The organism is Aquimarina celericrescens, assembly GCF_042682765.1.
GTDB lineage: Bacteria > Bacteroidota > Bacteroidia > Flavobacteriales > Flavobacteriaceae > Aquimarina > Aquimarina celericrescens.
Genome location: NZ_JBHUHY010000016.1, coordinates 1 through 25,818 on the forward strand (window position 1 = coordinate 1; position 25,818 = coordinate 25,818).

Annotated in this window: 20 protein-coding genes; 13 read left to right on the forward strand and 7 right to left on the reverse strand. The window is 33.9% G+C overall.

The features are described from left to right. Nucleotides 1–434 precede the first annotated feature (434 nt). Nucleotides 435–1,154: a DUF4294 domain-containing protein gene (locus ACFSJT_RS15080; protein WP_378321141.1), complete on the reverse strand. Its 720-nt coding sequence runs from the start codon at nt 1,152–1,154 to the stop codon at nt 435–437. A gap of 119 nt (nt 1,155–1,273) precedes the next feature. Between ACFSJT_RS15080 and ACFSJT_RS15085 the strand changes: the two genes are divergently transcribed. The 3 genes from ACFSJT_RS15085 to ACFSJT_RS15095 all read left to right on the forward strand — a co-directional run bounded on the left by ACFSJT_RS15085 (nt 1,274) and on the right by ACFSJT_RS15095 (nt 3,921). Further along, entirely contained in the window at nt 1,274–2,368 is a 1,095-nt protein-coding gene (locus tag ACFSJT_RS15085) for a M42 family metallopeptidase (protein ID WP_378321142.1), read from the forward strand. Nucleotides 2,369–2,427: 59 nt separating this feature from the next. Next, the gene (locus ACFSJT_RS15090) at nt 2,428–2,991 is read left to right on the forward strand and encodes an NUDIX hydrolase (protein ID WP_378321143.1); all 564 of its coding nucleotides are present in this window, start codon (nt 2,428–2,430) and stop codon (nt 2,989–2,991) included. A 63-nt stretch (nt 2,992–3,054) separates the two neighbouring features. Next, the gene (locus ACFSJT_RS15095) at nt 3,055–3,921 is read left to right on the forward strand and encodes a hypothetical protein (protein ID WP_378321144.1); all 867 of its coding nucleotides are present in this window, start codon (nt 3,055–3,057) and stop codon (nt 3,919–3,921) included. 21 nt (nt 3,922–3,942) lie between these two features. Here the strand turns inward: ACFSJT_RS15095 and ACFSJT_RS15100 are convergent, their stop codons facing one another. Beyond that, on the reverse strand, nt 3,943–7,647 hold the full coding sequence (locus tag ACFSJT_RS15100; protein WP_378321145.1) for a metallophosphoesterase: 3,705 nt from the start codon (nt 7,645–7,647) through the stop codon (nt 3,943–3,945). 57 nt (nt 7,648–7,704) lie between these two features. On the opposite strand from ACFSJT_RS15100, the gene ACFSJT_RS15105 reads away from it, so the two are divergent. Next, complete coding sequence (locus ACFSJT_RS15105; RefSeq protein ID WP_378321146.1) at nt 7,705–8,880, forward strand: Pycsar system effector family protein; 1,176 nt, start codon at nt 7,705–7,707, stop codon at nt 8,878–8,880. 24 nt (nt 8,881–8,904) lie between these two features. Here ACFSJT_RS15105 and ACFSJT_RS15110 read toward each other — a convergent pair whose 3' ends face one another. After that, nucleotides 8,905–11,268 (reverse strand): GAF domain-containing protein, encoded by a 2,364-nt coding sequence (locus ACFSJT_RS15110; protein WP_378321147.1) that lies wholly within the window; start codon nt 11,266–11,268, stop codon nt 8,905–8,907. A 337-nt stretch (nt 11,269–11,605) separates the two neighbouring features. On the opposite strand from ACFSJT_RS15110, the gene ACFSJT_RS15115 reads away from it, so the two are divergent. Beyond that, a complete protein-coding gene (locus ACFSJT_RS15115; RefSeq protein WP_378321149.1) occupies nt 11,606–12,739 on the forward strand; it encodes a redoxin domain-containing protein in 1,134 nt (377 codons plus the stop codon). 48 nt (nt 12,740–12,787) lie between these two features. Here the strand turns inward: ACFSJT_RS15115 and ACFSJT_RS15120 are convergent, their stop codons facing one another. After that, nucleotides 12,788–13,438, reverse strand: a complete 651-nt coding sequence (locus tag ACFSJT_RS15120) for a rhomboid family intramembrane serine protease (protein WP_378321150.1) — start codon at nt 13,436–13,438, stop codon at nt 12,788–12,790. Nucleotides 13,439–13,581: 143 nt separating this feature from the next. On the opposite strand from ACFSJT_RS15120, the gene ACFSJT_RS15125 reads away from it, so the two are divergent. From ACFSJT_RS15125 to ACFSJT_RS15135, 3 genes are all read left to right on the forward strand, one after another. Then, entirely contained in the window at nt 13,582–14,481 is a 900-nt protein-coding gene (locus tag ACFSJT_RS15125; protein WP_378321151.1) for a lysophospholipid acyltransferase family protein, read from the forward strand. 104 nt (nt 14,482–14,585) lie between these two features. Beyond that, complete coding sequence (locus ACFSJT_RS15130; RefSeq protein WP_378321152.1) at nt 14,586–15,491, forward strand: lysophospholipid acyltransferase family protein; 906 nt, start codon at nt 14,586–14,588, stop codon at nt 15,489–15,491. 64 nt (nt 15,492–15,555) lie between these two features. Next, the gene (locus ACFSJT_RS15135) at nt 15,556–16,455 is read left to right on the forward strand and encodes a lysophospholipid acyltransferase family protein (protein WP_378321153.1); all 900 of its coding nucleotides are present in this window, start codon (nt 15,556–15,558) and stop codon (nt 16,453–16,455) included. Nucleotides 16,456–16,588: 133 nt separating this feature from the next. Here the strand turns inward: ACFSJT_RS15135 and glmM are convergent, their stop codons facing one another. Further along, nucleotides 16,589–17,977, reverse strand: coding sequence for a phosphoglucosamine mutase (gene glmM, locus ACFSJT_RS15140; protein ID WP_378321154.1), 1,389 nt, complete (start codon nt 17,975–17,977; stop codon nt 16,589–16,591). A gap of 122 nt (nt 17,978–18,099) precedes the next feature. Here glmM and ACFSJT_RS15145 point away from each other — a divergent pair, with 122 nt between their 5' ends. Genes ACFSJT_RS15145 through ACFSJT_RS15155 form a run of 3 tightly spaced genes read left to right on the forward strand, consistent with a single transcriptional unit; the run spans nt 18,100 to nt 21,075 of the window. After that, nucleotides 18,100–18,684, forward strand: coding sequence for an acyl carrier protein phosphodiesterase (locus tag ACFSJT_RS15145; RefSeq protein WP_378321156.1), 585 nt, complete (start codon nt 18,100–18,102; stop codon nt 18,682–18,684). Between the two features lie 2 nt (nt 18,685–18,686). Continuing rightward, nucleotides 18,687–20,393, forward strand: a complete 1,707-nt coding sequence (ggt, locus tag ACFSJT_RS15150; protein WP_378321157.1) for a gamma-glutamyltransferase — start codon at nt 18,687–18,689, stop codon at nt 20,391–20,393. A gap of 10 nt (nt 20,394–20,403) precedes the next feature. Continuing rightward, nucleotides 20,404–21,075 carry a DNA alkylation repair protein gene (locus ACFSJT_RS15155; RefSeq protein WP_378321158.1) on the forward strand — a complete coding sequence of 224 codons (672 nt, stop codon included), beginning with the start codon at nt 20,404–20,406 and terminating at the stop codon, nt 21,073–21,075. Nucleotides 21,076–21,160: 85 nt separating this feature from the next. Here the strand turns inward: ACFSJT_RS15155 and dnaK are convergent, their stop codons facing one another. Then, nucleotides 21,161–23,071 (reverse strand): molecular chaperone DnaK, encoded by a 1,911-nt coding sequence (dnaK, locus tag ACFSJT_RS15160; RefSeq protein WP_378321159.1) that lies wholly within the window; start codon nt 23,069–23,071, stop codon nt 21,161–21,163. A gap of 227 nt (nt 23,072–23,298) precedes the next feature. On the opposite strand from dnaK, the gene ACFSJT_RS15165 reads away from it, so the two are divergent. Next, on the forward strand, nt 23,299–24,723 hold the full coding sequence (locus tag ACFSJT_RS15165; RefSeq protein WP_378321160.1) for an L-serine ammonia-lyase: 1,425 nt from the start codon (nt 23,299–23,301) through the stop codon (nt 24,721–24,723). Nucleotides 24,724–24,816: 93 nt separating this feature from the next. On the opposite strand, the gene ACFSJT_RS15170 is transcribed toward ACFSJT_RS15165, so the two are convergent. Further along, complete coding sequence (locus ACFSJT_RS15170) at nt 24,817–25,242, reverse strand: nuclear transport factor 2 family protein (protein WP_378321161.1); 426 nt, start codon at nt 25,240–25,242, stop codon at nt 24,817–24,819. A gap of 174 nt (nt 25,243–25,416) precedes the next feature. Between ACFSJT_RS15170 and ACFSJT_RS15175 the strand changes: the two genes are divergently transcribed. Beyond that, complete coding sequence (locus ACFSJT_RS15175; RefSeq protein ID WP_378321162.1) at nt 25,417–25,797, forward strand: hypothetical protein; 381 nt, start codon at nt 25,417–25,419, stop codon at nt 25,795–25,797. Nucleotides 25,798–25,818: the final 21 nt, after the last annotated feature.

Here is a 25,818-nt window from a genome sequence, read left to right on the forward strand (position 1 = left end):
TAAATTAAACCACTATCAATAGCCAATCTACTACCGTAATTACCCAGGGAATCGAACCCCGAAAAGCTAAAAAAATTAACCCTAATCCAATATAATTTATACCTGCGAACTTCGCTTGAATCTCAAAGCGGGTGCAAATATACAACCCCTTTTCTAACCACCAAAACTTTTTTAAAATAATTTGAAAAAAAGTTTTCCGTCCTAAGCAAATACAAAAACCCTAAATGAACAAAGCAAAACTAAATCCCGTTTTGCGGGTGCAAACATACACCCCTTTTTCTAATCTACAACATCTTTTTTTAAGAAAATTTTCAGGAATTTAGAAAGACCCTGATTTTGAAAAAGATAGAAAACGAAGATAACAAATTAAATCAAAACATGAATAAAAATTCCAAACAATTTTCCGTTATAATCAGAAACCTAATGACTTTATTTTACTCTTTCATAATTGTAGTTGTCTTAATTGTATCAGTCCATTTATTTCTTAAATCATAAAAACTAAAATCTAGAGCCGTTTTCTGTTCCTCTAGGATATTAGACTGGAAACTACGTTGCAGTATATCTTCTATCCAGTAATCTTCTTCCACGTTAATTGGATCATATTCTTTTTTTAAAGAGATATTGAAAATTTTTGCTGTATTATTATACCAAAACGCTCTCCAACCGCTTCTATATTCTTTTACAAGGTTAAACATAGTTTTACCTGTTTGCCGATGAACTAATTTTACCAAAATTTGACCCTCTGTACGTGTTAGCTTTTTTAGTTCAGATGTAAACTCCTCTTCCATATATTTCTGGAGCATTTTAATATATTTTCTTTTTTTTCTTTTAGAATCAATGCCTTCTAATCTTTCATTTAATGTAATTATTCTTTCAGAAGCTAACTTCGCATATGGATACACTTTTCGAGTCTTTCTTCTAAGAATTAGGTATTTTCTTCTGGCAAGTCTATCCTTAAACTTCAATCTACCAAGTATAACCACTTCATCAAGATCTATAGCTTCATGCGGGATAGTATCCCCCTCTACGATATAATATTGTACATACCCGGTAGTATCAACTTTTGAAGTGTCAATAGATTTGTGCTCTTCTTTTTGAGCATTGAGCACCAAACTAAACAAAGTAAATAATATGTATGACAGATATTTAAACATAACAGATTATGAGGTCTTCTAAAATTACTTCAAAATTAATAATTAACAGATTCTAAAGCGTGAAATCTATGTGAATATTGTTAATTTCGTAAAAAAATAATATTCACATTATATAAATTATGGCTAAAAAAAGCATACTCAACAAAAAATCAATAACGTTTCTCTCAACATATTTGAATAATCCTGCTCCCACAGGATACGAATGGGAAGGTCAAAAAATATGGATGAATTATCTAAAACCTTATGTAGACGATTTCATAACTGATACTTACGGAACCGCAGTCGGAGTAATTAATCCAAAAGCCAAATACAAAGTTGTAATAGAAGGACACGCTGATGAAATCTCCTGGTATGTAAATTATATTACTGATAATGGTCTTATTTATGTAATAAGGAATGGAGGAAGTGATCACCAGATTGCTACCTCGAAACGCGTAAATATTCATACCAAAAAAGGTATTGTACAAGGCGTTTTTGGCTGGCCCGCTATTCATACAAGGGATAAATCAAAAGAACAAGCTCCAAAACTAGATAATATATGTATCGATGTTGGATGCTCTAACAAAGAAGAGGTTTTGAAGCTTGGAGTACATGTGGGTTGTGTCATTACCTATCCCGACGAATTTTTTATTCTAAATAAAGACAAATTTGTTTGTCGTGCTCTTGATAATCGAATGGGTGGTTTTATGATTGCAGAAGTTGCGCGTTTACTTAAAGAAAATAAAAAGAAACTTCCGTTTGGTTTATATATCACCAACTCGGTACAGGAAGAAATCGGTTTACGTGGGGCCGAAATGATTACACAAACTATCAAACCAGATGTTGCTATTGTTACTGATGTTTGTCATGATACTACCACTCCGATGATTGAAAAGAAAACTCAAGGTGAAACAAAAATTGGTGACGGCCCAGTAATTTCCTACGCTCCTGCTGTGCAGAATATATTGCGAGAGTTGCTAATCAATACTGCCGAAGATAAAAAGATTCCTTTTCAACGTATGGCGTCTAGCAGAATGACAGGTACCGATACTGACGCTTTTGCTTATAGCAATGGCGGTGTTGCTTCTGCTCTAATTTCATTACCGCTTCGCTACATGCACACTACTGTAGAGATGGTGCACAGAGATGATGTTGAAAATGTAATTAAGCTTATTTATGAGAGTGTACTCAATATTAAAGAAGGAGAAACTTTTAGTTATTTTGGTAAAAAATAAATATTATGGATTCAAATAAATATCCTGCTCGGTCGAGCAGGATATTTTGGTCTTAAGTTATGGCAGATGAGTTAATTGACATATTAGACAAAACAGGCAAACCTACCGGAGAAATTCAACTTAAATCGAAGGCCCACGCATTAGGACTATATCATGCCAGTGTCCATATTTGGCTTTATACCAAAAAGCGGGAAATCTTATTTCAAAAACGTGCGGATAACAAAAATACTTTTCCTAAGTTATGGGATGTTTCTGTGGCCGGACATATTGCGGCGGGAGAATCTCCTGAAAACTCTGCTATTCGTGAAATTGCAGAAGAAATTGGTCTTTATGCCACAAAAGATAAATTAAAATTTATTGGAACACATTTGGCAGAAAAGATTCCCAGAAAAGGAGTTTTCGATAACGAATTTCATCATATATATCTTTTGGAATTAACTATACCTATTCAGAAACTTACACTTCAAAAAGAAGAAGTTTCTGATGTTAGATTACTAAAAATCGACGTTCTGAAAAATATTATTGAAAATCCAAAAAAAAATAAAGATTTTGTTCCTCATAGCGTTGCTTATTATAAATTTACTTTTGAACATTTAAAAAGGCAGCTTAACAGTAGGGTTTAGAAACAAAAAATATTTGGTTAGTATTAAACAAAAGCATATTATGATCAACCTTAAAACATCTGAATGTCACATCTAAAATCCAACATTCTTGGTCTTCTTTTATTGAACGTTGTTATGGCAAGTTGTCAAAAAATGGAAGATACTGATCTAATATTCATCAATGATCTTTCAAAATTAATTCGTGAAGTTTCTGGAATTACAAAACTCCCAGGAGATGATTTTATGTATGCAATAAATGATTCTGGTAACGATAATTCTATTTTTAAGTTACAACTTAATGGCGATATTATCAGTGAAATAGATCTACATCAAACAAAGAATGAAGATTGGGAAGATTTGACATATGATCATGAAGGATATATCTACATTGGTGACTTTGGAAACAATAATAATAAACGTGACGATTTAGTCATCTATAAAGTCTTTGGTCTTCCTTCAGAAAAAACCAAAACATCTGAAATACGATTCCGATTAGAAGATCAAGAAGATTTTCCTCCAAAAAAGAAGAAACGAAATTATGATATTGAAGCATTTGTATTCTTAAACAACAATTTATTTCTATTTACTAAAAACAGAAGTTCAGATTTTGACGGCACAACAAAACTTTATAAAATTCCTGCTACAGAAGGGGATCATGTTGCAAAATTAGTTTCCACATTCGAGGCTTGTGGTGACTCTAGAGATTGTTTTATCACTGGAGCCGCTATTAATGAAGATAAATCTAAGATAGCTTTGCTTACCTATAACAAACTATTTATTCTTACCAATTTTGAAGGAGACAACCTATTTGGGGGAAAGGTTCAGAAAATAAAACTAGACCATTACTCGCAAAAAGAAGGTATTTGTTTTGAAAACGACTCCACATTATTAATTGTTGATGAGGGAGGAAAAAAATCTGGCGGTAACCTGTATAAGTACTTTTTAAAATAATCAGAAAAAAGAATAATATCATTAAAAACTTAATCCAAAACCGAAAGTAACTCGTAGGCCATCATCACTATTGAATAGTCCTAGTTGCCCTCCTATGGTATCAACTGCGTTTATCCAGAATCCACCTCCTATAGAATCATGCCAAGTATCTGAATCTTCATTATCCAACCATACTCTTCCGATATCATAACCAGAAAACACCCCTAGCTGCAATGGTAATAAGCCAGTTTTAAATTTATTGAAACTATAACGTAGATCACCGCTAAAGGCTAATGCACTTTTACCAGTAAAGCGCTCTTCCCGGTATCCTCGCAATCCGTTAAAACCTCCCAACGTTGCTCCTTGATAAAATTCAAAATTATCGCCAATATTTACTTGGGCAATAACATCTGTTTTAAGGACTAATTTTCGATTTCTGGAAATGGCATTATAAAAACCTAGCTTTGGAATTATATACCCGTACGTTCTATCAGTATCATCCACATTCATTCTTGCGCCAGTTTGAAAACTAAATAACATTCCACGAGTTGGATTTACAGGATTATCATAGTTTTCAAATTTATATTTCAGATCCAAATTGGCAAAATACTTGCGCTCAAAGAAATCAGGATCATTAGTAACAAAATCAAATCCAGAGGTTATAATTCTTCCAGGAGTATCCTGCACTTCTATTCCTTCATAGTTTGCTTTAACAGAAAACTCTGCTCCATTAAAACTACGCTTAGAAATACCAAAACCAACAGCCCATGTTCCAATTTTTACTCGATTAAAGTTTAATCCTAAATCATCATCTTCATTATTGGTACTATTTCCAAAACCAAAGAAATTCTGGGCAAAGTTTTCACTCGTATACAATCCGGTAGTTAGTATATTCCAATTGCCTAAAGCATTAACAAACTCTCCAGAATATGAAACGTCATACCCTTCAGTAGCAAAATAATATGCAGCTCTAAATTTGTGCCTGCTATGGTACGGATCGTTTTTAAAACTTCTTACTGTAAAGATGTCTGTTATATTAATGTTAAGCCCATCATCCGGATTAAAACCAACAAAAGGAGTTACCGCGTTAGTTTTTTCCACATATTTCTTAAAATCATAAGTATTGTAATTATAGATATTACTAAGTCTAAATTTCGCTCCTCCCCTTTTCTCGATCGTATTTGGTTTTGATCTATGATCATAAACCTTTACTTTTCTTCCATTTTCAATTGTATATATATCGTTATTCTGACCACCAACTATTCGTATTTTAATCGGATTTTTTCCTTTTCCTTTAACGACAAACTCATCATCATCATCCAGCCCATAGATCCAAATCTCTTTAGTTTTTCTAGAATCAAAATCTCTTTCTATATAGGGCTTTGTGATTTTATCTTTTTTTATTCTTGAAACTTTTATAATCGTTTTGTTGTCTTCTCTTATAATTTCAAAAAAATCATCCTTATCGGTACCCGTAATTATGAGATGTCTGGAAAGGTATTCATAATAGCGATTTGCGATATCCTCTATATTATCCCTTCTCGCTTTTAGATCTTCTTTGATGTTTTCGATTGTTTTATCTTGAAGTTCTATGGGGATATTTTTGAATGCTTCTTCGATTATTGCATCTGAAAGATTTTCTTTAATATGCTTTGCTTCTGCTGACCAGGTTTCTTTTTCAGAATTCTGAATCAAAGCTTTATCCAATGGCATACCTGATTGATTAATCCATCTCACTTTCTTGAGCTCCTTGTCATATACCTGAAATTTGCGAGAAAGTGGTGATACTGATTTTACGACATCCAGAATCAATCCATCATAATTTGAAAAAACCTGGTCCCTATCCCTGGGAATGGGCCTGTATACTTTTCCATCTTTGGTATCAAAACGGGCCCATCTCCATTGATCAGCATGTCGATCCCAATCCCCAAGAATCATATCAAAAAGGCGAGTTCTTATATAATGCGCTTCATCTATTTGATATTTTTCATCTTTCCTTAGTTTGCTAAGCAGATCATCTGTGCTTTCAATATCGTCTGGTTTTCCAAAAGAAATCTCATCATAGAACTCTTTCCCCGGACGTTCTTCTAAAAAATAAATTTCATCCCCAAATTTTTCATTATACTTGCCTAAAGCCGGGTGCTTTGGTATATAATATAGTTTTGGATTAGCATGATATACACCAATTGCATCTGCTAATGGCCCAACCGCCAAAAATGCATACGGATAACTTGATGTATAAAAATCTGAAAGTATATCTTCTGTGTAAGTGTCATCAAACCCATCATCTAAATATGTATACTTGAATGCTCCTTTTTGAAGAAACTGTGTGACACTCTTTCGCATGGCTCGCAAACTATAGCGTTTACCTTCTTTATTAACAAGACGCAACGATCTAGTGACTTGACCTCCTCCTTGCCTTTCTATACTAAATCCACCCATTAGGGTATCAAGTGTGGCAACGGGCACTTTTACTTTTTTTCCATATACCTTGCGATAGTGATCTCCCCATAATGATTTAAAAAATCCTGATTTTTCTACTTCATCTTTCTCATAAATTGAAGCTGAAATTTCTTTGTTAAAAGAATTAGAAAAGTCGTTAGAATCAAAATCCTTATCTTTTGGGTGTACTTGTGTTTGATACACCAACTTTGGGTTTCCATTCTCACTAGTATAAAAGCGCACATTCGAAGCTCCATTTTTATAAATATCTAAAATGGCAAATCCTTGGTCAGGGTAAGAGAATAATCCATCTTTCCCTAAAGAAACTGCAGAAACCCTGGATCCAGATCCAGAGACTATCTGTTTCAAACCATCACTCTTGATATATTGCAAAGAATGCTCATGACCTGACACAAAAATCACTTTATCGATGCTCTTGGTCATTGTAGAAAGCCTTCTTATTAATCTATTATAATGAGTATTTGAAACATCTTGGGAAGTAACTCCGCCCTGGGAACGAATTAAAGTAACCAGTGATCCTAATAGCGGAAGCGGTATTTTCTTCTTAAAAGGAAAAATATGCTTATTGAAAGCAAACTTTCCGCCATGAGGTCCATTTGAAAACATAGGATGGTGCATAGCTATAAGAATAGTCTTGTTACTATGCTTTTTTAGCTCTCCTTCTAGTTCGAGAAAGAATTTTTCCCTGGTTTTGATCTGGCAATCATCATTAATTGTGGGATGCTTATCCCAATTTACAAGAAACCATTGTGTGTCTAAGATTACTAAATGTAACTGATCACTTATTTCTATGCTTTCTAGGGGACATCCTTTTTCTGGTAAGAACGAATCGTTATTCTCAATTCTTTTCTCAACATACTTCTCCTGCCGCTTTAATCCTTCTAATCCTTTATTGTACCAATCATGATTCCCTGGTATAAAAATTACATCTCCTTTGAAATTCTTTACGGCATCAATTTGTGCATCGATTCGATGTTCTGCCAAAGATCTTTTCGGTGAGTTCTTTTCGGGCATTCCCCGTTGATATATATTATCTCCCAAAAAAAGAAGGTAGTTATTTTTTGTTTTTGAAGTATCCAATACTTTTTTAAGTATCAATAAGCCTTTGGTACTTTCATTCATGTTAGCACCACCTGCGTCTCCAATAAGATAAAATGTTTTATCTATTTCAGTATCTGGTAATGTTTTTGCGAAATCTTCGACTGTATATTTGGGTGAGTATGTTGCACATGAGCTTAACAGTAGAGTTGTGCAAATAGTTAGAATCTTACTATATTTATTCATTGTTCTGGAGTACAATCTCTTTTTTTTAATTATTTTGGTTATCGAAAAAATACAGACATGTCTTCATTAGTTGAAAAAACAGATAAATTCGTTTCAGAACTTTTTAAAAAAGAATTACCTAATTCATGCATATATCATAACTACGATCATACCAAAAGAGTATTTAAAAGTACAAAAGAAATTCTTGATAATGTTAATATCTCTGATGAAGATAAAGAAGTTTTATTATTAACTGCTTTATTGCATGATACTGGATATTCCAGAAGCTCAGAAAATCACGAAGCACACAGTGCTGAAATCGCAATGGAGTTTTTAGCTAAACATAATGTTTCTCAGGAGATTATCGACAAAGTATGTAAGCAAATCATGGCAACCAAAATGGAGCATAAACCTACAGATTTCATGGAAGAAATCATTAGAGATGCTGATGCTTCGCATTTTGCCAAAGATTATTATGGAGAAACAAGTGAATTGTTAAGACAAGAGTTTAAATTGAATAATATATATGACTTAAGTACCTCAGAATGGCTTAAGGCAAATATAGATTTATTTCAGAACAAGCATCATTATTACACAGAATATGCGATTACTCATTGGCAACCCAAAAAAGAAGAAAATCTATCTAAAATGATAGAAGAGCAAACTAAAAGAAAGAAAAAAAAGAAAAAAGAAAAATTAAAAAAATTATTAAAGGAAGAAAGCCCTGAAAAAGGAATACAAACTTTATTTAGGGTTACACTAAGAAATCATCTTAAACTTAGTGACATTGCAGATACCAAAGCCAATATTCTCCTTTCGGTAAATGCAATTATCATATCTCTGGCACTATCTAATCTTATTCCTAAATTAGACAATCCATCTAATCAATATTTGATTTATCCTACATTAATCTTTTTGTTTTTTAGTATTGTTTCCATAGTTTTATCGGTATTAGCGACTCGACCAAACGTTACAAGTGGAGAATTTACACGTAAAGAAATTGAAGAGAAAAAAGTGAATTTATTGTTCTTTGGAAATTTTCATAAGATGCCCCTGGAAGAATATAAATGGGCTATGACTGAGTTAATGGCAGATAAAGAATATATTTATGACACTATGATTAAAGACCTTTATTTCTTAGGCAAGGTATTACACAAAAAATACAAGATATTAAGAATAACTTATACAGTCTTTATTATTGGCATTGTATCTTCTGTACTTTCATTTGCAATAGCTTTTAACACACTACAATAGCTATATAAGAAAAAAGTTCAGTGATTAATTAAGCTCTTTCATTAGATCTTCATACGTATAGAATTCTTTATCTTCTTCATTTTTATGGTAGAGAATATTAACTCTTATAGCCTTTAATCCTGTAACTCCCTGAAGATCTTCAACCTCGACAACTTCTATTTCTTCTTCAAGATAATTCTTAGATTGCAAGAAATTAATATACTTGATATACTCCCTTTCGTCTGAGCTTTGGGAATATACAATTACCAATTTCCCTTTTTCTGTAATTCTTTGATCAGTTCCTTTAATTTTAGACTTGTCGACTCGTTTTTTTACAACTTCATATCTGGCATTGTAGGTACCATCAACATCAAAGCGCTTTTCATCCATTCTAAATCGAACTGACAACGAAGTACTAAATACCAATACCATGGAAGAAACATCCAGAGGAACAGGTAAATCATTTTTCATTTGGTAATATGCATTTTCCATTTCGCACATGACCTGTAGTTGCCATAATCTTAAATTATAAAGATAGATTCTATTAAAGCTATTTTGTTTTGTTATAGACTCACCGATATACATGTTATGTTCAACACCATCTGTCTTAAAACGTTCGAAATAATGAGGATACATTCCTTGTGCTTCATCTTGTTTTTGATCTAATAATGAAGCTAATTTTTTGTTAATAAGCATTACAGAATCATCGTAAGCTTTTCGATGCTTATAAACAGTTTTTAAGCTTTTGTCCAGTATTTCATTATATTCTTCGATAACCACATCAAGATCCTTACTCTTTTTCTTAAGGTGCTTAAAAAAAGGTGTAATGTCTTTCTTTATGAAATTTATAATTTTTTGTTCACTATCAACCTGAAGCTGTTCGGTAATAGAATCAATATATCGGTTTGTTCTATACTTTAATTGTTCATAAATGGGTAGCGAGTCTGTTTCTAATACCTTATTGATGACTTTAGAAATAGCATTAAGCTGTAAGACCAGATCTTTTTGGATTGCATGATTACGAGCATCGGAAGATCCTTGAATGTCTATCTGTCCATATAACGGATAAACATTATCAAAAACAACTTCTTGAAACGAAATTGGGGTTTCCTCAACCATTGATCTCATAAAACGTTTAGCTTCTTCTCTAAATTTCCAATGTACACTAGGATGAATCGAAGTACATTCCTGTTGAATAATCAACTCAAGTTCATTTTCCATCTTAGCTTTAGAGCGCAAAACAGAATCTACCAAATAAGGCATAACATCCTGCAGCTTATTCGCATTGATGCTATTTAACTCATGTATGTTTGGAGAAACAATCTCTAAAATTCCAAGCATTTTTCCTTCACTTTTTATAGGAGCTAGAATGGCGCTATTAATATTTTGCGCTACCAGATTCTTGTACATGATCTCTTTAGGAGAAGATTTCTGATATTTTTTTACATCAGAAATTGCAAAATACGTGGATTTCTCGAATAAATAATGATATGTTCCTCCACAAAGCGCTGTCTCGCAACAATCACAATACTCGTCGTATAAAATATAACTATCAATATTTTTAAACGGTATTCTCTCTAGCGATTGACTTTCTGGATTATAATTAGAAAAACCAACCTTGATCTCATGTAGATTAAAAATTGCCCTAAAAATACTTTCAAAACTTCCTATAAAATCTCCTTGAGTCTTATCGTATTTTATCAAACTGGTTTTAAAGTCAGATAAAGAAACATCTGTGGTAACATCAAACATATTGGCCAAAACTATCCCTTTAAAAATCCAGCTATAAGGAGGGAATTTCTCTTTCCATATGTCAACATTGTCAAAGTTATCTAATAACTCTGCCACATCGGCATCTGTAATATCTTTGGCTTTATCGGTTTTGATAATGTCTATAAAATCTCCATTATACATGATCCGATAATGTCTCATTATACCATTAGCATCAGGAATATCATAAAAGAAAGGTCTTCTAAAGTCTATAGTATACCCATAATAGGTATTTAGAATAATGCTACATCCCATGATGAAATAATGATCCTCGTCTAAATTTTTTATTTGAGGTTCAAAGTTTTTACCTGCAGCATTAATTATATTTTGATAACGCTGCGAAGATTTTAAAACAGTGTTGTTAAAAGGTATTGTCGCTATTTTAATTTCATTCAACTGTAAAACCTGGGCAAACGAATCTTCGAGGACCAAGTGGATTTGGGGTAACAATTCTTGCACCCTTTCTTCTGTTTTTATGCCTTCTTCTAGTTCTGGATACTCTTCAACAATTTTTAAAACTCGTTTGGCACGATCCCTAAGAAGTTCATTATCACTATCAAGAAAGCCCCTATATTGTTCAAAAAATTTTGAAAAACTTATCCATATATCTAGCGGAAAATCCTGCTCTAACACCCTCATATCTGCCTATTTATGGTAATTTAACAAAAATAATATAATCAAATTTGGTTAAACAAATATTAACAATTAATTAAATATAATTTTAAGAAACTGAAATTGATACTATGACAAAATATTTATCAATAATTAGACCTAAAATTAACTTTTTATTTATTTTCTATATTAATATACGATAAATTAGACTAAAAACCATTAAGTTTTGTTACATCGATACATGATTTTCTTCCAAATTTATCGTCTTCATAAGATTATGTTAACAAAAGCTACATCAAAAAGTTAATTTTTGAGGTATATACGCTGGATTCTTTATTTTTACTGCCAATTAAACCAAAATACCATGAAAAGAATTGCTTTACTAGCTTCAATATTAATGATCGTATCTTGTCAAAAAGAAGAAAAAGGATACTCTATAATTGCAGACGCCGCTGGATTTGAAGATGGTACCGAAGTGTATATAAATGCTATTAGTCAATCTAACCGACCTGTAGTCATTGACACCGCAATAATCAAACAGGAAAAGTTTCAAATCACTCTTCCTTTTTCTGAAAGTTATGATTTCAATTACCTCACGTTTAAAAATATGGGAGGGAACGTTTTATATTTGGCAGAAAATAATCCTATTAAAATTACCATTTATAAAGATAGTTTACGGTCTTCGATCATTAAGGGAGGGGCTGAAAATGAATTATTTTTTGATTATATTAAAACTCTTAGAGCATATGGAGATGAAAAAATGAAACTCAACACCAAATATCAAATTGCATCTAAACTTAATGAAACTGAAAAAACAGTTAAAATTGTAACAGAAATCGAAGAGCTTAACGCAAGGGAAAAGGAATACAGAATAGGGATAGCTGAAAAAAATGTTAATTCCCTAGTCGGAATAATTGCCCTAGCAGACTTGGTAAATATGAAAATTTTAACTCCTAAAGATGCCAAAGAAAAGTACGATTTACTTAACGATACCTTAAAAAATACGCGAATAGGAAAAGATCTTAATGCCAGAATAAGCTCTGCTTTAGCGCAATCTATGCAAAAGCGAATCGATGTTGGAAGTGAGGCCACAGATTTTTCTGCCCCTACACCCGATGGCAAAACACTATCATTAAAAGAATCTATGGGTAAAGTAACCATTATAGATTTCTGGGCGTCTTGGTGTAAGCCATGTAGAATGGAAAACCCTAACGTAGTAAGGGTTTATAATAAATATCATGACAAGGGCTTAAATATTATCGGGGTTTCGTTGGATAAAAAACAGGAAGCATGGGTAAAGGCCATAGCAGATGATAATTTAAGCTGGAACCACGTATCAAATTTACAGTTTTGGCAGGAACCCATCGCAAGAGCTTATGGAGTGCGTTCTATCCCGGCTACGTTTATTCTGGATGAAAAAGGAAATGTTATCGCTAAGAATTTGCGAGGTCCCGCTCTGGAAAATAAAATTTCAGAATTGCTTGGTGAAGCTTTATAACTAGAATATTTACAGATATGAAAAAAGACTCTAATTAGAGTCTTTTTTTTATAGCTTCCCCAATTTTTGCAGAATGAAGAGAATAAGTATTGGTATTGCCAACAACCCGATCATTAAAGGATTTTCCTGAAATAACCATGGTGCCAAAATTAGAGTAATAATATATCCACCCACTGCACCTCCAAAATGGGCATCATGACCAATATTTCCAACACGGTTTTTCATACCAAAAATAGAATATAACAAATATCCTATACCAAAAACATAGGCCGGTATGGGAATAGGAATAAACATCAAATACAAACTCATATCTGGTCGAAACAAAATACCTGCGTATATTATTCCAGATACGGCACCACTAGCCCCTACAGCACTATAATGATATTCGTCTTTATGAAAAAATAATGAAAACAAATTTCCCACCAACAGACTGCCAAAATAAATAACCAAAAACTTAATATTACCTGCAAAACTCAAGACCACAGGCGCAAAAAAATAAAGCGTAAGCATATTAAAAAACAAATGCGTCATATCAACATGCAAAAATCCAGAGGTAAGCATTCTAATTTGTTCGCCCCGTCTTAATCCTCCAACATTAAATTTATATTTTTCAAAAAAAGAAAAGTCATTAAATCCCTTCAACGACATCAAAATATTTGCTCCAATAATGATAATTACAACAAGATCAAGGTTTCCCATATATCACTAATTTTAATTCAAATATAAATATACCATCCTTTTTAACCTCATAAAATATACATTGATTTTGACATGGTATTAGCAAAAGTTTATGAAATAAAAAATTGAATAATTTTATATTTGTTAGCTTAATTTAATTATTAATGCAGTCTCTTGTATATCGTTTGGCATATCCACTTTTATGGCTAATCTCTAAGTTACCATGGAGGTTATTTTATATGCTTTCTTCTATACTATACTTTATCGTCTATTATTTTATTGGATATCGAAAAAAAATTGTAACAGAAAATTTAGTTTTAGTCTTCCCAGATAAATCCAAAAAAGAAATAAATAAAATTCGAAAAGCTTTTTACAAACATATGTGTGATATGTTTATGGAAATGACCAAAAGCTTATCTATTTCTAAGGAAGAAATGATCAAACGGTTTAAAATTATCGATCCAGATTCCTTTAGAGAACTACAATCAAAAAATAAAGGAATTATTGTGTTAATGGGACACTATGCAAGCTACGAATGGGCCATCGCGGCTCAGTTTATCATGGATTTTCCTATAGTGGCAGTCTACAAAAAGATAAAGAATAAGCACTTTGACAATTTGGTACATCGTATTCGTGGAAGGTTTAATACAAGGCTCATTCATAGCCATAATGTGATTAAAGAAGTTACTAGAGATAAAGTACACAAAAGGTTATGTGCCTACGGACTTCTATCAGATCAATCACCAAGATTGAAAAATGCTTTGTATTGGACAGATTTCATGGGAATAAAAGTACCCATAATCACGGGAGGAGAAGTTTTGGCAAAAAGATTTGATATGGCAGTGGCCTTTCTTAAAGTAGAAAAAGTAAAAAGAGGATATTATCAAGCCAAATTTGTAACCATTACTGAGGATACCAAAAACTGTGAGAATCACTACATTACTAAAACATATCTAAGAATGCTGGAAGAGCAAATTCAAAATAGACCCGAACTATATCTCTGGACTCATAAGCGCTGGAAGCATAGAAACGCGAAAACCCCCAAAGGAGCCATTTTGGATTAAATTACTAGCTGTTTATTTTGTGCTTGATTTTTTGTTTTTTTTAACATTTAATAGTCAGGTTTAACAAAATACTACTATTTTCGCGATCAAAGCCCTACTTATTTATGCAATTGATTATTTATAGACTCGTCTATCCTATACTATGGTTTATTTCGAAATTACCATGGAGATTATTTTATGCGTTCTCTACAACTGTTTTTTTCTTGACTTATTATATTTTTAGATACCGCAGAAAAACAGTAACAGAGAATCTTACTCTTGTATTTCCTCAAAAATCAATACAAGAAATTAGTAGTATCAGAAAAGATTTTTACAAGCACATGTGTGATATGTTCTTAGAAATGATCAAATCAATTTCTATCTCAAATGAAGAAATGAAAGAACGTTTCAAAGTGACCAATCTTAACACGTTAAACGAATTAGAAGCCAAAGGAGAAAGTATAATGGTATTTATGGCGCATTATGCAAGCTACGAATGGGCTAATGTAGTAGACATTCAAACTAACATCCAGGCTGTGGGAATATACAAACCACTTGCAAATAAGTATTTTGATCGTTTAGTACGTAGAATACGTGCTCGTTTTGGTTCTCGTGTAATTCCTACAAAAAATGCTATGGAAGAAATCACCAAAGATAAAAACAGAGATGGAGTACGTATGTATGGATTGGCAGCCGATCAATCTCCAAAAATCTATAAGGCAACCTATTGGACCGATTTTATGGGAGTAAAAGTACCAACGTTCTTGGGAGCAGAGGTTTTGGCTAAACGCCTGGGCATAAAAGTATTTTATTTGAAAGTAGAAAAAGTAAAAAGAGGATATTACGAAGCAACGTTTGTTCCTATTGCCGATGATCCTAATACATGTGAAGAGTATGCCATAGTAAAGAATTACCTAAGGATTCTCGAAAAACAAATTAAAAACAAACCTCAATATTATCTCTGGACTCATAAACGATGGAAACATCGTAATGCCATATCAGAGGCCCCAGAAGGCGCTACAATAGATTAAAGCATTATTTTTAAGAAATAACCTAGAAATAAACCTACCTTTGTAAGCTTATAATTACCCGTTCATGCAATTACTAATTTATAGTATTACTTATCCCATAATCTTAGGAATATCTAAGCTGCCATGGAAATTATTCTATGGATTCTCTGACTGCACTTATTTTTTGACATATTATATAATACGTTACCGAAGAAAGACCGTTACAGAAAACCTGACCTTGGTTTTCCCAGAAAAATCTGAGAAAGAAATAAAAAGAATACGCAAAGCATTCTACAAACATATGTGCGACATGTTTCTGGAAATGACAAAATCGTTGTCTATTTCTAGAGAAGAGTTAATAAAACGATATAGGGTTGTAAATTTGGAAGAATTCCACAAATTTGAAAAAAAGAACAAAAGTATAATTGCTCTGATGGGCCATTATGGAAGCTTTGAATGGTCTAACGCGATCGACTTGGTATCAATAAACCCATGTGTTGGTATTTATAAACAAATTAAAAATAAACATTTTGATAATTTAGCACACCGCATACGTGGACGATTTAACTCCAGGCTTATTGCCAGCCACAAAGTAGCCAGACAAATTATTAAGGATAAACAAGAGAATACTGTATGCGCGTACGGTATGATTTCTGATCAATCGCCAAAAATCAATAATGCAAAATATTGGACAGATTTTATGGGGATAAAAGTACCTATTTTTTTGGGAGGAGAATTTCTGGCACAACGGCTTGATGTCATTGTACTATATCTTCAAGTGAAAAAAGTAAAACGAGGCCATTATGAGGTGAAATTTATTCCTATATCTGAGAATAGTACGGAAGAAGAAAAGTTTTATTCTATAAAAAAATACCTCCAGTTGCTCGAAGAGCAAATACGGGATGAACCCGAATATTACCTCTGGACTCATAAACGATGGAAACATCGTAATGCAGAAAAACCTGAGGGTGCAATTATCGATTAATAATTGTATAAAAACATCTGCTTACCGTCATTACAACACGCCACAGATAGAGAAATAATCTGTTTATAAGCGGCTTAAGATCATACAGATTCCTTCGATTCTCTGGGAATAATACTTTTTTAGTCCCATTTACTCAAATTCCTGCTATTCTTTTTAATGTTGTAATGGTATCTTCGGCTAATTGATCTGCTTTTTCCTGGCTCAACGCCTCAGTGTAAATACGAATAATAGGTTCTGTATTACTTTTTCGTAAATGTACCCAAGAATCGTCAAAATCAACTTTCACTCCATCTACTGTTGACACTTCTTCAGACGAATGTTTCTTATGAAACCCATCTAAGATTTCATCTACATTAAGATCTGGGGTTAATTGAATTTTGTTTTTACTCATAAAATATGACGGATAACTATTACGTAGTTCACTTACACTACATTTTTTCTCTGCCAAATGTGTAAGAAACAGTGCTATACCTACCAAAGAGTCTCTACCATAATGCAACTCTGGATAAATAATTCCTCCATTCCCTTCTCCTCCGATTACGGCATTGTTTGTCTTCATTTTCTCAACCACATTTACCTCTCCTACTGCACTGGCTTCATAATTACCATTATGTTTCTCGGTCACGTCCCGCAGAGCTCTACTAGACGATAAATTAGAGACTGTGTTTCCGGGTGTTTTTCCTAAAACAAAATCGGCACAAGCTACTAATGTATATTCTTCGCCAAACATTTCTCCATCTTCGCTTATAAATGCCAAACGATCTACATCGGGGTCTACAGTGAGTCCAAAATCAGCTTTTTCTTTAACGACCAACTCAGATAAATCTGTTAAATGTTCCTTTAAGGGTTCGGGATTATGAGGAAAGTGACCGTTCGGTTCACAATATAACTCTACTACAGCTACTCCCAATTTTTTAAGAAGCCTGGGAACTGCAATTCCACCAGTAGAATTTACTGCATCCACAACCACTTTAAATCTTGCTTTTCTAATGATTTCAGCATTTACTAAAGACAAATTGAGTACTTTATCAATATGTTTATCGATATACGTGTCATTTATCGTAATGTTACCTAAATCATCAACTTCAGCAAAAGTATACCCATCGTTTTCGGCAATTTCAAGAATCTTTTTTCCATTTTCGGCATTCAAAAATTCTCCCTTACTGTTCAATAACTTTAAAGCATTCCATTGTTTTGGGTTATGACTTGCAGTAAGGATTATACCACCGTCTGCTTTTTCTAAAGGTACAGCTACTTCTACCGTAGGAGTAGTTGATAATCCTAAATCAATTACATCTATTCCGAGCCCCACAAGGCTGTTCATAACCAATTGTTGTATCATCGATCCAGAAATACGAGCATCTCTTCCCACAACTACTTTTGGATGTTCCTTCTTTGTTTCTTTTTTAAGCCAGCTACCATAAGCCGAAGCAAACTTAACTGTATCTACAGGTGTGAGATTATCTCCTACCGATCCCCCGATGGTTCCACGAATTCCAGATATTGATTTTATTAAAGTCATAGTATGGATTGATTGTTCAATTTTGATCGCAAATGTACAAGCTATAAGACATTACTACAACTTTACAATTAAAGTTTACAAAAAAACAATACTTACTTCTCAAAAAATTGTAAATTTCACTAATGAATTTTTTAGCTCATATCTATCTTTCCGGTGAAGACCCGGAGCTTAAAATAGGAAATTTTATAGCAGACTCAGTAAAGGGAAAAAAATTTTTAGAATACCCAGAGCGTATCGCTCAGGGAATTACTTTACATCGTAAAATCGATGCGTATACAGATTCTCATGAAATTGTAAAAGAAAGTATGGCTAAGCTATCTCCTAAATATGGACGATATAGCGCTGTGATCGTTGATATATTATACGATCATTTTCTTGCTGCGAATTGGACAAGATACTCAGACACTCCTTTAGATAAATTTACCGTGGATTTTTATGGTTTACTTAATGAGAATTATGAAATTCTTCCCCAACGAATTCAGAATTTCCTACCCTATATGATTCGGGACAATTGGCTATTAAGTTATGCTTCTATTTCTGGGATAGGCAATGTGCTCTCAGGAATGAATCGAAGAACAAAGAATCGTTCCAAAATGAATTTTGCAGTCATAGAATTAGAACAATATTATACCGATTTTGACAGAGAGTTTCATGCTTTTTTTGAAGAATTAGAGCTCTTTACCAAAAATGAAATGAGAAATCTTTAACAATGAAATACATCTTATACTTTTTCTTATCTGCGTTATTCTTTGTTTCATGTAAAACAACTCCCAAAGAAATAACCGAACCCTATCGACCTGTACGTGGTTTGATCACTCAAGAAGCTATGGTAGTTTCTGCTCGTGAAGAAGCATCAAAAATTGGTACGGCGATACTAAAGAACGGTGGTAACGCTTTTGATGCCATGGTCGCTACAGAAATGGCTCTGGCAGTGAGTTATCCTTTTGCGGGAAGTTTGGGCGGCGGTGGTTTTATGGTATATAGAAAAACGAATGGTGAAACTGGTGCTCTAGACTTTAGAGAAAAAGCTCCTTTAGCAGCTTCAAAAGATATGTATTTGGATGAAAATGGTGACCCTATTCCTGAAAAAAGTCAATTAGGAGCACTTGCTATAGGAGTTCCTGGAACTGTAGCAGGAGTATTCGCCGTACATGAGAAATTTGGAACTTTGCCCATAGACGAAATTCTTACTCCGGTAGTTGATTTAGCAAAAAGAGGCTTTGCCATTACCGAAAAACAAAAAAAACGTTTTGATAATTACAAGGATTTATTTTTTGAAGTGAATCAAGACACTATTCTCTTTGCAAAAGAATATAAAGTAGGTGATACAATAAAAAACCTAAAGCTGGCTGAAACCTTAAAGCGTATTATTTTAAATGGAAAAGCAGAATTTTATGAAGGCGAAACAGGAAAAAAATTGGTACAACGCATACAAGAGCATGGAGGAATAATTACTTTAGAAGATTTGTCAAAATACGAAGCCCAATGGCGCGACCCCATAAGATTTAAGTATAGGGATCTATCTATAATTTCTATGTCTCCCCCTTCTAGCGGCGGAGTATGCCTGGCGCAAATTATGAAAATGATTGAACCTTATGATATCTCAAAATACGGACACAATCAACTCAAAACAATTCAGGTGATTACCGAAGCAGAGCGAAGAGCCTATGCAGATCGTAGTTTTTATCTTGGCGATCCGGATTTTACAGAAATTCCAATAGATTCTTTAATCAGTAAAACATATTTATCTAATAGAATGGCTGATTTTTCATTTGACAGCGCTACAGCATCTTCTGAGATAAATTGTGGCAGTATTACTGGCCATGAAAGTGATGAGACGACGCACTACTCTATCGTTGATCAATTTGGAAATGCAATATCGGTAACGATAACACTTAATGGAGCTTATGGTTCAAAATTATATGTTCCCGAAGTAGGAACTTTCTTGAATAATGAAATGGATGATTTTAGTGCAAAACCAGGAGTTCCTAATATGTTTGGATTAATTGGTGCGCAGGCTAATGCAATTGCTCCAGAAAAACGAATGCTAAGCTCTATGACTCCAACATTGGTAGAGAAAGATGGAAAATTATGGATGTCTGTAGGTACCCCAGGTGGATCTACCATTATCACATCGGTATTGCAGACGATACTCAATGTAAAAGATTTCGGAATGACAATGCAAGACGCTGTAAATGCTCCGCGTTTTCATCACCAATGGTTACCAGACGTTGTGGTTTTCGAACCTAATTCATTTGATAATGAGCTTTTGGATAACTTAAGAGCAAAAGGCTATAATATTAATGAGGAGCAGTCTCGAATTATTGGTAAAGTTGATGGTATTCTTGTGTTGCCAGATGGAGCCCTTGAAGGCGGAGCCGACAAACGAGGAGACGATATGGCAGTGGGTTTTTAATTATTAAAAAATGAAATTTGTCTCAGCTTTAAAATATAAGTTTGAAGAAAATGCAGATGCAGAACAAGCCAGGGCAATGGAGGCATATATGAAGGATCTTTTTTCATTTTACGGCATAAAAGCTCCTGTAAGAAAAACTCTTTTAAAAGAAACCATAAATCGTTTTAAAGCCGAGTTAACACGAGACCATGTGATTAGGATAGTTAATACATTGTATCAAGATTTACACAGAGAACTTCATTATTGCGCTATAGAAATCGCAGATCGGTATCTTAAAACAAAATATGAGGTTAATGACCTTCATTTCATTGAGAAATTAATCACTACCAATTCCTGGTGGGATTCTGTTGATTTTATTGCCAAGCATATTTTAGGAAATTATTTACTTCAATACCCTAATCAAATACCAAAGGTTATCCCAAGATTTTCATCTTCAAAAGACATGTGGTTAAACCGAAGTGCTATTTTATTTCAACTAGGATATAGGGATAAAACTGATCCAGAGTTATTATTTAGACTTTGCAACGCGCATAAATCTTCTAATGAATTTTTCATCAAAAAAGCAATTGGATGGGCATTAAGAGAATACTCTAAGATAAATCCAAAAGCTGTAAAGGATTTTGTTTCAGAGACAGATTTAAGACCTCTATCTAAAAAGGAGGCTTTGAAAAGAGTTACTTAAAACAAAAACGCAGATAGCATAATGCTATCTGCGTTTATTTTACAATTATACTTGTACTTCTAAAATCGTACTTTGTTAATCAAAATTACTTTACTTCTTCAAAGTCAACATCTTCTACATCACTTCCTTCAGAACCTCCTCCAGATTGATCTGTTCCCGCATCGGGGCCTGGTTGTCCATTTTGTTGAGCTTCTGCTTGAGCTTTGTACATCTCTTCGCTTGCAACTTTCCATGCTTCATTGATTTTATCAAGAGCAGGTTGAATCACGGCTAAGTCTTTAGACTCATAAGCTTTCTTCAGTTCTTCTAAAGCCTCTTCAATTGGTTTTTTCTTATCATCAGATAATTTATCTCCAAATTCAGTTAGCTGCTTTTCAGTCTGGAAGATCATTCCGTCAGCTTCATTTAGTTTATCAGCTGTTTCTTTTGCAGCTTTATCAGCTTCGGCATTTGCTTCAGCTTCTCGCTTCATTTTCTCAATTTCTTCTTCTGTTAATCCTGAAGAAGCTTCGATACGAATATCCTGAGACTTATTAGTCGCTTTATCGGTAGCAGAAACTTTAATAATACCATTAGCATCAATATCAAACGTAACTTCGATCTGAGGTGTTCCTCTTTGCGCTGGTGGAATTCCATCTAAGTGGAAACGACCAATCGTTTTATTATCTGCTGCCATAGGACGTTCTCCCTGTAACACATGGATCTCTACCGATGGTTGATTATCTGCAGCTGTAGAAAAAATCTGAGATTTCTTGGTTGGGATAGTCGTATTCGCTTCAATAAGCTTCGTCATTACATTACCCATAGTTTCAATACCAAGAGAAAGCGGTGTAACATCTAATAAAAGTACATCTTTTACGTCCCCTGTTAATACACCTCCCTGAATCGCAGCTCCAACGGCAACTACTTCATCAGGATTTACTCCTTTACTTGGTGCTTTTCCAAAGAATTTTTCTACTGCTTCTTGAACTGCAGGAATACGCGTAGATCCTCCTACCAAAATAATTTCGTCTATATCACTGGTTGACAATCCAGCAGCTTTAAGTGCTGTACGACAAGGTTCAACAGTGCGTTTTACCAAATCGTCAATTAATTGATCAAATTTTGATCTGCTTAGTGTTCTTACCAAGTGCTTAGGTCCGCTAGCGGTAGCCGTTACATATGGTAAATTAATTTCTGTTTGAGCCGAAGACGATAATTCTATTTTAGCTTTCTCTGCAGCTTCTTTAAGGCGTTGTAATGCCATTGGATCCTGACGTAGGTCCATATTTTCGTCTGCCTTAAACTCTTCTGCTAACCAATCGATTATCTTTTGGTCTACATCATCACCTCCAAGGTGAGTATCTCCATCTGTAGCTAATACCTCAAATACACCATCTCCTAATTCTAGGATTGATACGTCATGAGTACCACCACCAAAATCAAATACAACGATTTTTTGGTCAGTTCCTTTTTTATCAAGACCATATGCTAATGCTGCAGCAGTAGGCTCGTTGATAATTCTTTCTACGGTAAGACCTGCAATCTCTCCGGCTTCTTTTGTAGCCTGACGTTGTGCATCGTTAAAATATGCAGGCACTGTAATTACAGCCCTAGAAACATCCTGACCTAAGTAATCTTCTGCCGTTTTCTTCATTTTCTGAAGTGTCATTGCAGATAATTCTTGTGGCGTATATAAACGTCCGTCAATGTCAACACGTGGTGTATCATTATCTCCTTTTACGACTTTATAAGCAGCTCTTTCTGCTTCTTTAGCAGATTCAGAAAATTTATTACCCATAAATCTCTTTATCGAAGAGATAGTCTTAGTTGGATTAGTAACTGCCTGGCGCTTCGCAGGATCTCCTACTTTAATTTCTCCTCCTTCTACAAAAGCTATTACAGAAGGGGTTGTTCTTTTTCCTTCAGCATTAGGGATCACTACAGGCTCATTACCTTCCATTACAGAAACACAAGAGTTGGTTGTCCCTAAGTCTATTCCTATTATTTTACTCATTTTTATACTAAATTGTTATACTATTGTTCGTAATTATTTATCACTCTTAGGTCAATGATTATGCCATTGCCAGATATATGACAGGATGTCATTAGAATTTATTCATCCGTAGTAGAGTTTCTTTTTTTACAATAGGAAAACAACTTTAACTATTCCTTAAAAAAGAAGGTTCTTTATTGTCAAAAAACTATATTTACCTCCTAAAATAGTATCAATAATTATAGATTATGGAATGTATCAGTATTTTTGATATGTTGAAGATAGGTGTTGGTCCTTCAAGTTCTCATACGTTAGGTCCGTGGCGTGCAGGACGCAGATGGATAGCCGAATTAAAAGGTAGTAATCAATTTGAAACCGTTATAGCTGTCAAAGTTGATCTCTTTGGCTCGTTATCTCTAACAGGAAAAGGACATGCTACTGATATAGCAGTTATTTTAGGTTTATGTGGATATGATCCACAAACTATCGATGTATCTTCTATTTCTGACATTGTTGATACTATCAGAAAATCAAAACAGCTTCAATTTAATAGTGAGCGATCTATTTCTTTTGACCCTGACACGCAAATCATTTTTAATAAAGAATTTAAAGAATTTCACCCTAACGCTATTACTTTTCTAGCTACCCTAAAAAACGGAAAAGAAATCGCATCTTCCTTCTATTCTATAGGAGGTGGTTTTGTGGTGAAAGAAGAACGAAAAAGAAAAGAAAAGAAACTCTCTGCTTTTAAACAATTCCCGTTACCCATACAAAAAGCTACTGATCTATTAAGGTACTGTACGAATAAAAACAAAAAGGTTTCTGACATTGTACTAGAAAACGAAAGGTCCTTACATACCGACAAAGAAATAGATGAACGAATTTCACAGATATGGAATGTCATGCTCGAGTCTATGTATACCGGTTGTCATACTGAAGGAACATTACCCGGCGGATTAAATGTTCGTCGTAGAGCCTTTGACACGCACAAAAAACTGATCGGAAGTACTCCTTATAAAAACCCAACAGAATGGATTGAAGCCATACGGGATACCGAAGTAAAATTTCGGCAGATATTAAAATGGGTTTCTTGTTTTGCCCTGGCAGTAAATGAAGTAAACGCTTCTTTGGGAAGAGTTGTTACAGCTCCTACCAACGGAAGCGCAGGTGTAATTCCTGCAGTAATGATGTATTATATGGTCATTGAAAATCATGATGCTAATTTTGATGATATAAAACAATTTATGTTGGTCGCAGGAGAAATTGGTAGTTTATTTAAGAAAGGTGCCACTATCTCTGCTGCTATGGGGGGATGCCAGGCAGAAATTGGCGTATCTTCTGCGATGGCGGCTGGTGCACTTACAGAATTAATGGGTGGTACACCAGAACAAGTTTTAATGGCCAGCGAAATTGCCATGGAACATCATCTGGGATTGACCTGTGACCCTATAGCAGGTCTAGTACAAATACCGTGCATAGAGAGAAACGCTATGGGTGCTATCAAAGCTATTAACGCTTGTGAAATGGCGCTGGATACCGATGCCGCTAATGCCAAAGTTCCTCTTGACAAAGTCATTGAAACCATGTGGGAAACTGCACAAGATATGAATACCAAATATAAGGAAACCAGTGAAGGTGGCCTGGCTGTTAAAGTTAGTTTGAGTGACTGTTAGTATTTTAAAGTAGTAAAGTATCAGACATTCAATGTTGCAAAGTTTTGATGAAGGCAGACAGGATATCCCATAAACTGACCTTGCAACACTCAATTATTCACCACTACTCTTACATCCTTCTCGCACACGGGTATCAGCGATCGCTATGATTTTCCAAGATGTACCGTCATTAAATAACTGAAAAACATTAACACCACAGTGACTAAAATTATCATTGAGATAAAACTCATAAGGAGTCCATGCATTGGCAATGGTAGAGTCTGCATCAATTTTGAAAAGTAATAATCTTTCGTCCCATTGTTGCTCTGTTGTTCTATCATGTATAGCCTCCAAAAACATTTTTACATCTGTTTTTCTAGTTTTCATCCTTCCTCCTTCTGTTCTGATGATGGTTTGCATGACGATATTATAATCCATAGTTTTTTTCATTTTAGCCGTATCGCCACTGTGAAACCCTTCAAAAAATTCTAAAATAGTTTCTTTTACTTCCTCTTTATAACGGTTGATATCATCTTTCAAAACGTTTTTTTGTGAATGACAAATTGTACTATATAGGAAAATGACAAAAGTGAATATCGATGTTTTATACACAACTATAATTTTTTAATGATATTTATCTTTTAAAAATCCAAGGCTTTGATTATACATATATAGGTATTATTTTTAAGATACTAATTATCTAAGTAAATTATCATGAGTAAATTTTATCATTATGATTTAGATTATTGCGAAATTTTTGTTCTCGAAAATTTAATCATAAAACAAATTTATGAAGGTGAAATAGTCACACCAAATTATATAAACGAATTAGAAAATGTGATTCATAAACATTTCAAGAATAAACCTATAGTATATCTTTCGAACCGAACGTTTTCATACTCTGTAGACCCTCTTGTATATAAAAAAGCTGCAAAAATTAAAAATTTATTGGGTATCGGTATTATAGTTGGCGCTGATAATAATATTGAAAACGCAAAGTTCGAAGGTAAATTTTACGACAAAAGCTTTGAAGTATTTCGCTCCTTTGACCAAGCGATGATTTGGGTTAGAAAAATTTTGTTTAGCAATGATTAATGGTACTCACAGAAAATACAA

Coding starts and splice junctions, on each gene's coding strand:
- ACFSJT_RS15080 (WP_378321141.1), bottom strand. CDS start 1,154: ATGTTTAAATATCTGTCATACATATTATTTACTTTGTTTAGTTTGGTG.
- ACFSJT_RS15085 (WP_378321142.1), top strand. CDS start 1,274: ATGGCTAAAAAAAGCATACTCAACAAAAAATCAATAACGTTTCTCTCA.
- ACFSJT_RS15090 (WP_378321143.1), top strand. CDS start 2,428: ATGGCAGATGAGTTAATTGACATATTAGACAAAACAGGCAAACCTACC.
- ACFSJT_RS15095 (WP_378321144.1), top strand. CDS start 3,055: ATGTCACATCTAAAATCCAACATTCTTGGTCTTCTTTTATTGAACGTT.
- ACFSJT_RS15100 (WP_378321145.1), bottom strand. CDS start 7,647: ATGAATAAATATAGTAAGATTCTAACTATTTGCACAACTCTACTGTTA.
- ACFSJT_RS15105 (WP_378321146.1), top strand. CDS start 7,705: ATGTCTTCATTAGTTGAAAAAACAGATAAATTCGTTTCAGAACTTTTT.
- ACFSJT_RS15110 (WP_378321147.1), bottom strand. CDS start 11,268: ATGAGGGTGTTAGAGCAGGATTTTCCGCTAGATATATGGATAAGTTTT.
- ACFSJT_RS15115 (WP_378321149.1), top strand. CDS start 11,606: ATGAAAAGAATTGCTTTACTAGCTTCAATATTAATGATCGTATCTTGT.
- ACFSJT_RS15120 (WP_378321150.1), bottom strand. CDS start 13,438: ATGGGAAACCTTGATCTTGTTGTAATTATCATTATTGGAGCAAATATT.
- ACFSJT_RS15125 (WP_378321151.1), top strand. CDS start 13,582: ATGCAGTCTCTTGTATATCGTTTGGCATATCCACTTTTATGGCTAATC.
- ACFSJT_RS15130 (WP_378321152.1), top strand. CDS start 14,586: ATGCAATTGATTATTTATAGACTCGTCTATCCTATACTATGGTTTATT.
- ACFSJT_RS15135 (WP_378321153.1), top strand. CDS start 15,556: ATGCAATTACTAATTTATAGTATTACTTATCCCATAATCTTAGGAATA.
- glmM (WP_378321154.1), bottom strand. CDS start 17,977: ATGACTTTAATAAAATCAATATCTGGAATTCGTGGAACCATCGGGGGA.
- ACFSJT_RS15145 (WP_378321156.1), top strand. CDS start 18,100: ATGAATTTTTTAGCTCATATCTATCTTTCCGGTGAAGACCCGGAGCTT.
- ggt (WP_378321157.1), top strand. CDS start 18,687: ATGAAATACATCTTATACTTTTTCTTATCTGCGTTATTCTTTGTTTCA.
- ACFSJT_RS15155 (WP_378321158.1), top strand. CDS start 20,404: ATGAAATTTGTCTCAGCTTTAAAATATAAGTTTGAAGAAAATGCAGAT.
- dnaK (WP_378321159.1), bottom strand. CDS start 23,071: ATGAGTAAAATAATAGGAATAGACTTAGGGACAACCAACTCTTGTGTT.
- ACFSJT_RS15165 (WP_378321160.1), top strand. CDS start 23,299: ATGGAATGTATCAGTATTTTTGATATGTTGAAGATAGGTGTTGGTCCT.
- ACFSJT_RS15175 (WP_378321162.1), top strand. CDS start 25,417: ATGAGTAAATTTTATCATTATGATTTAGATTATTGCGAAATTTTTGTT.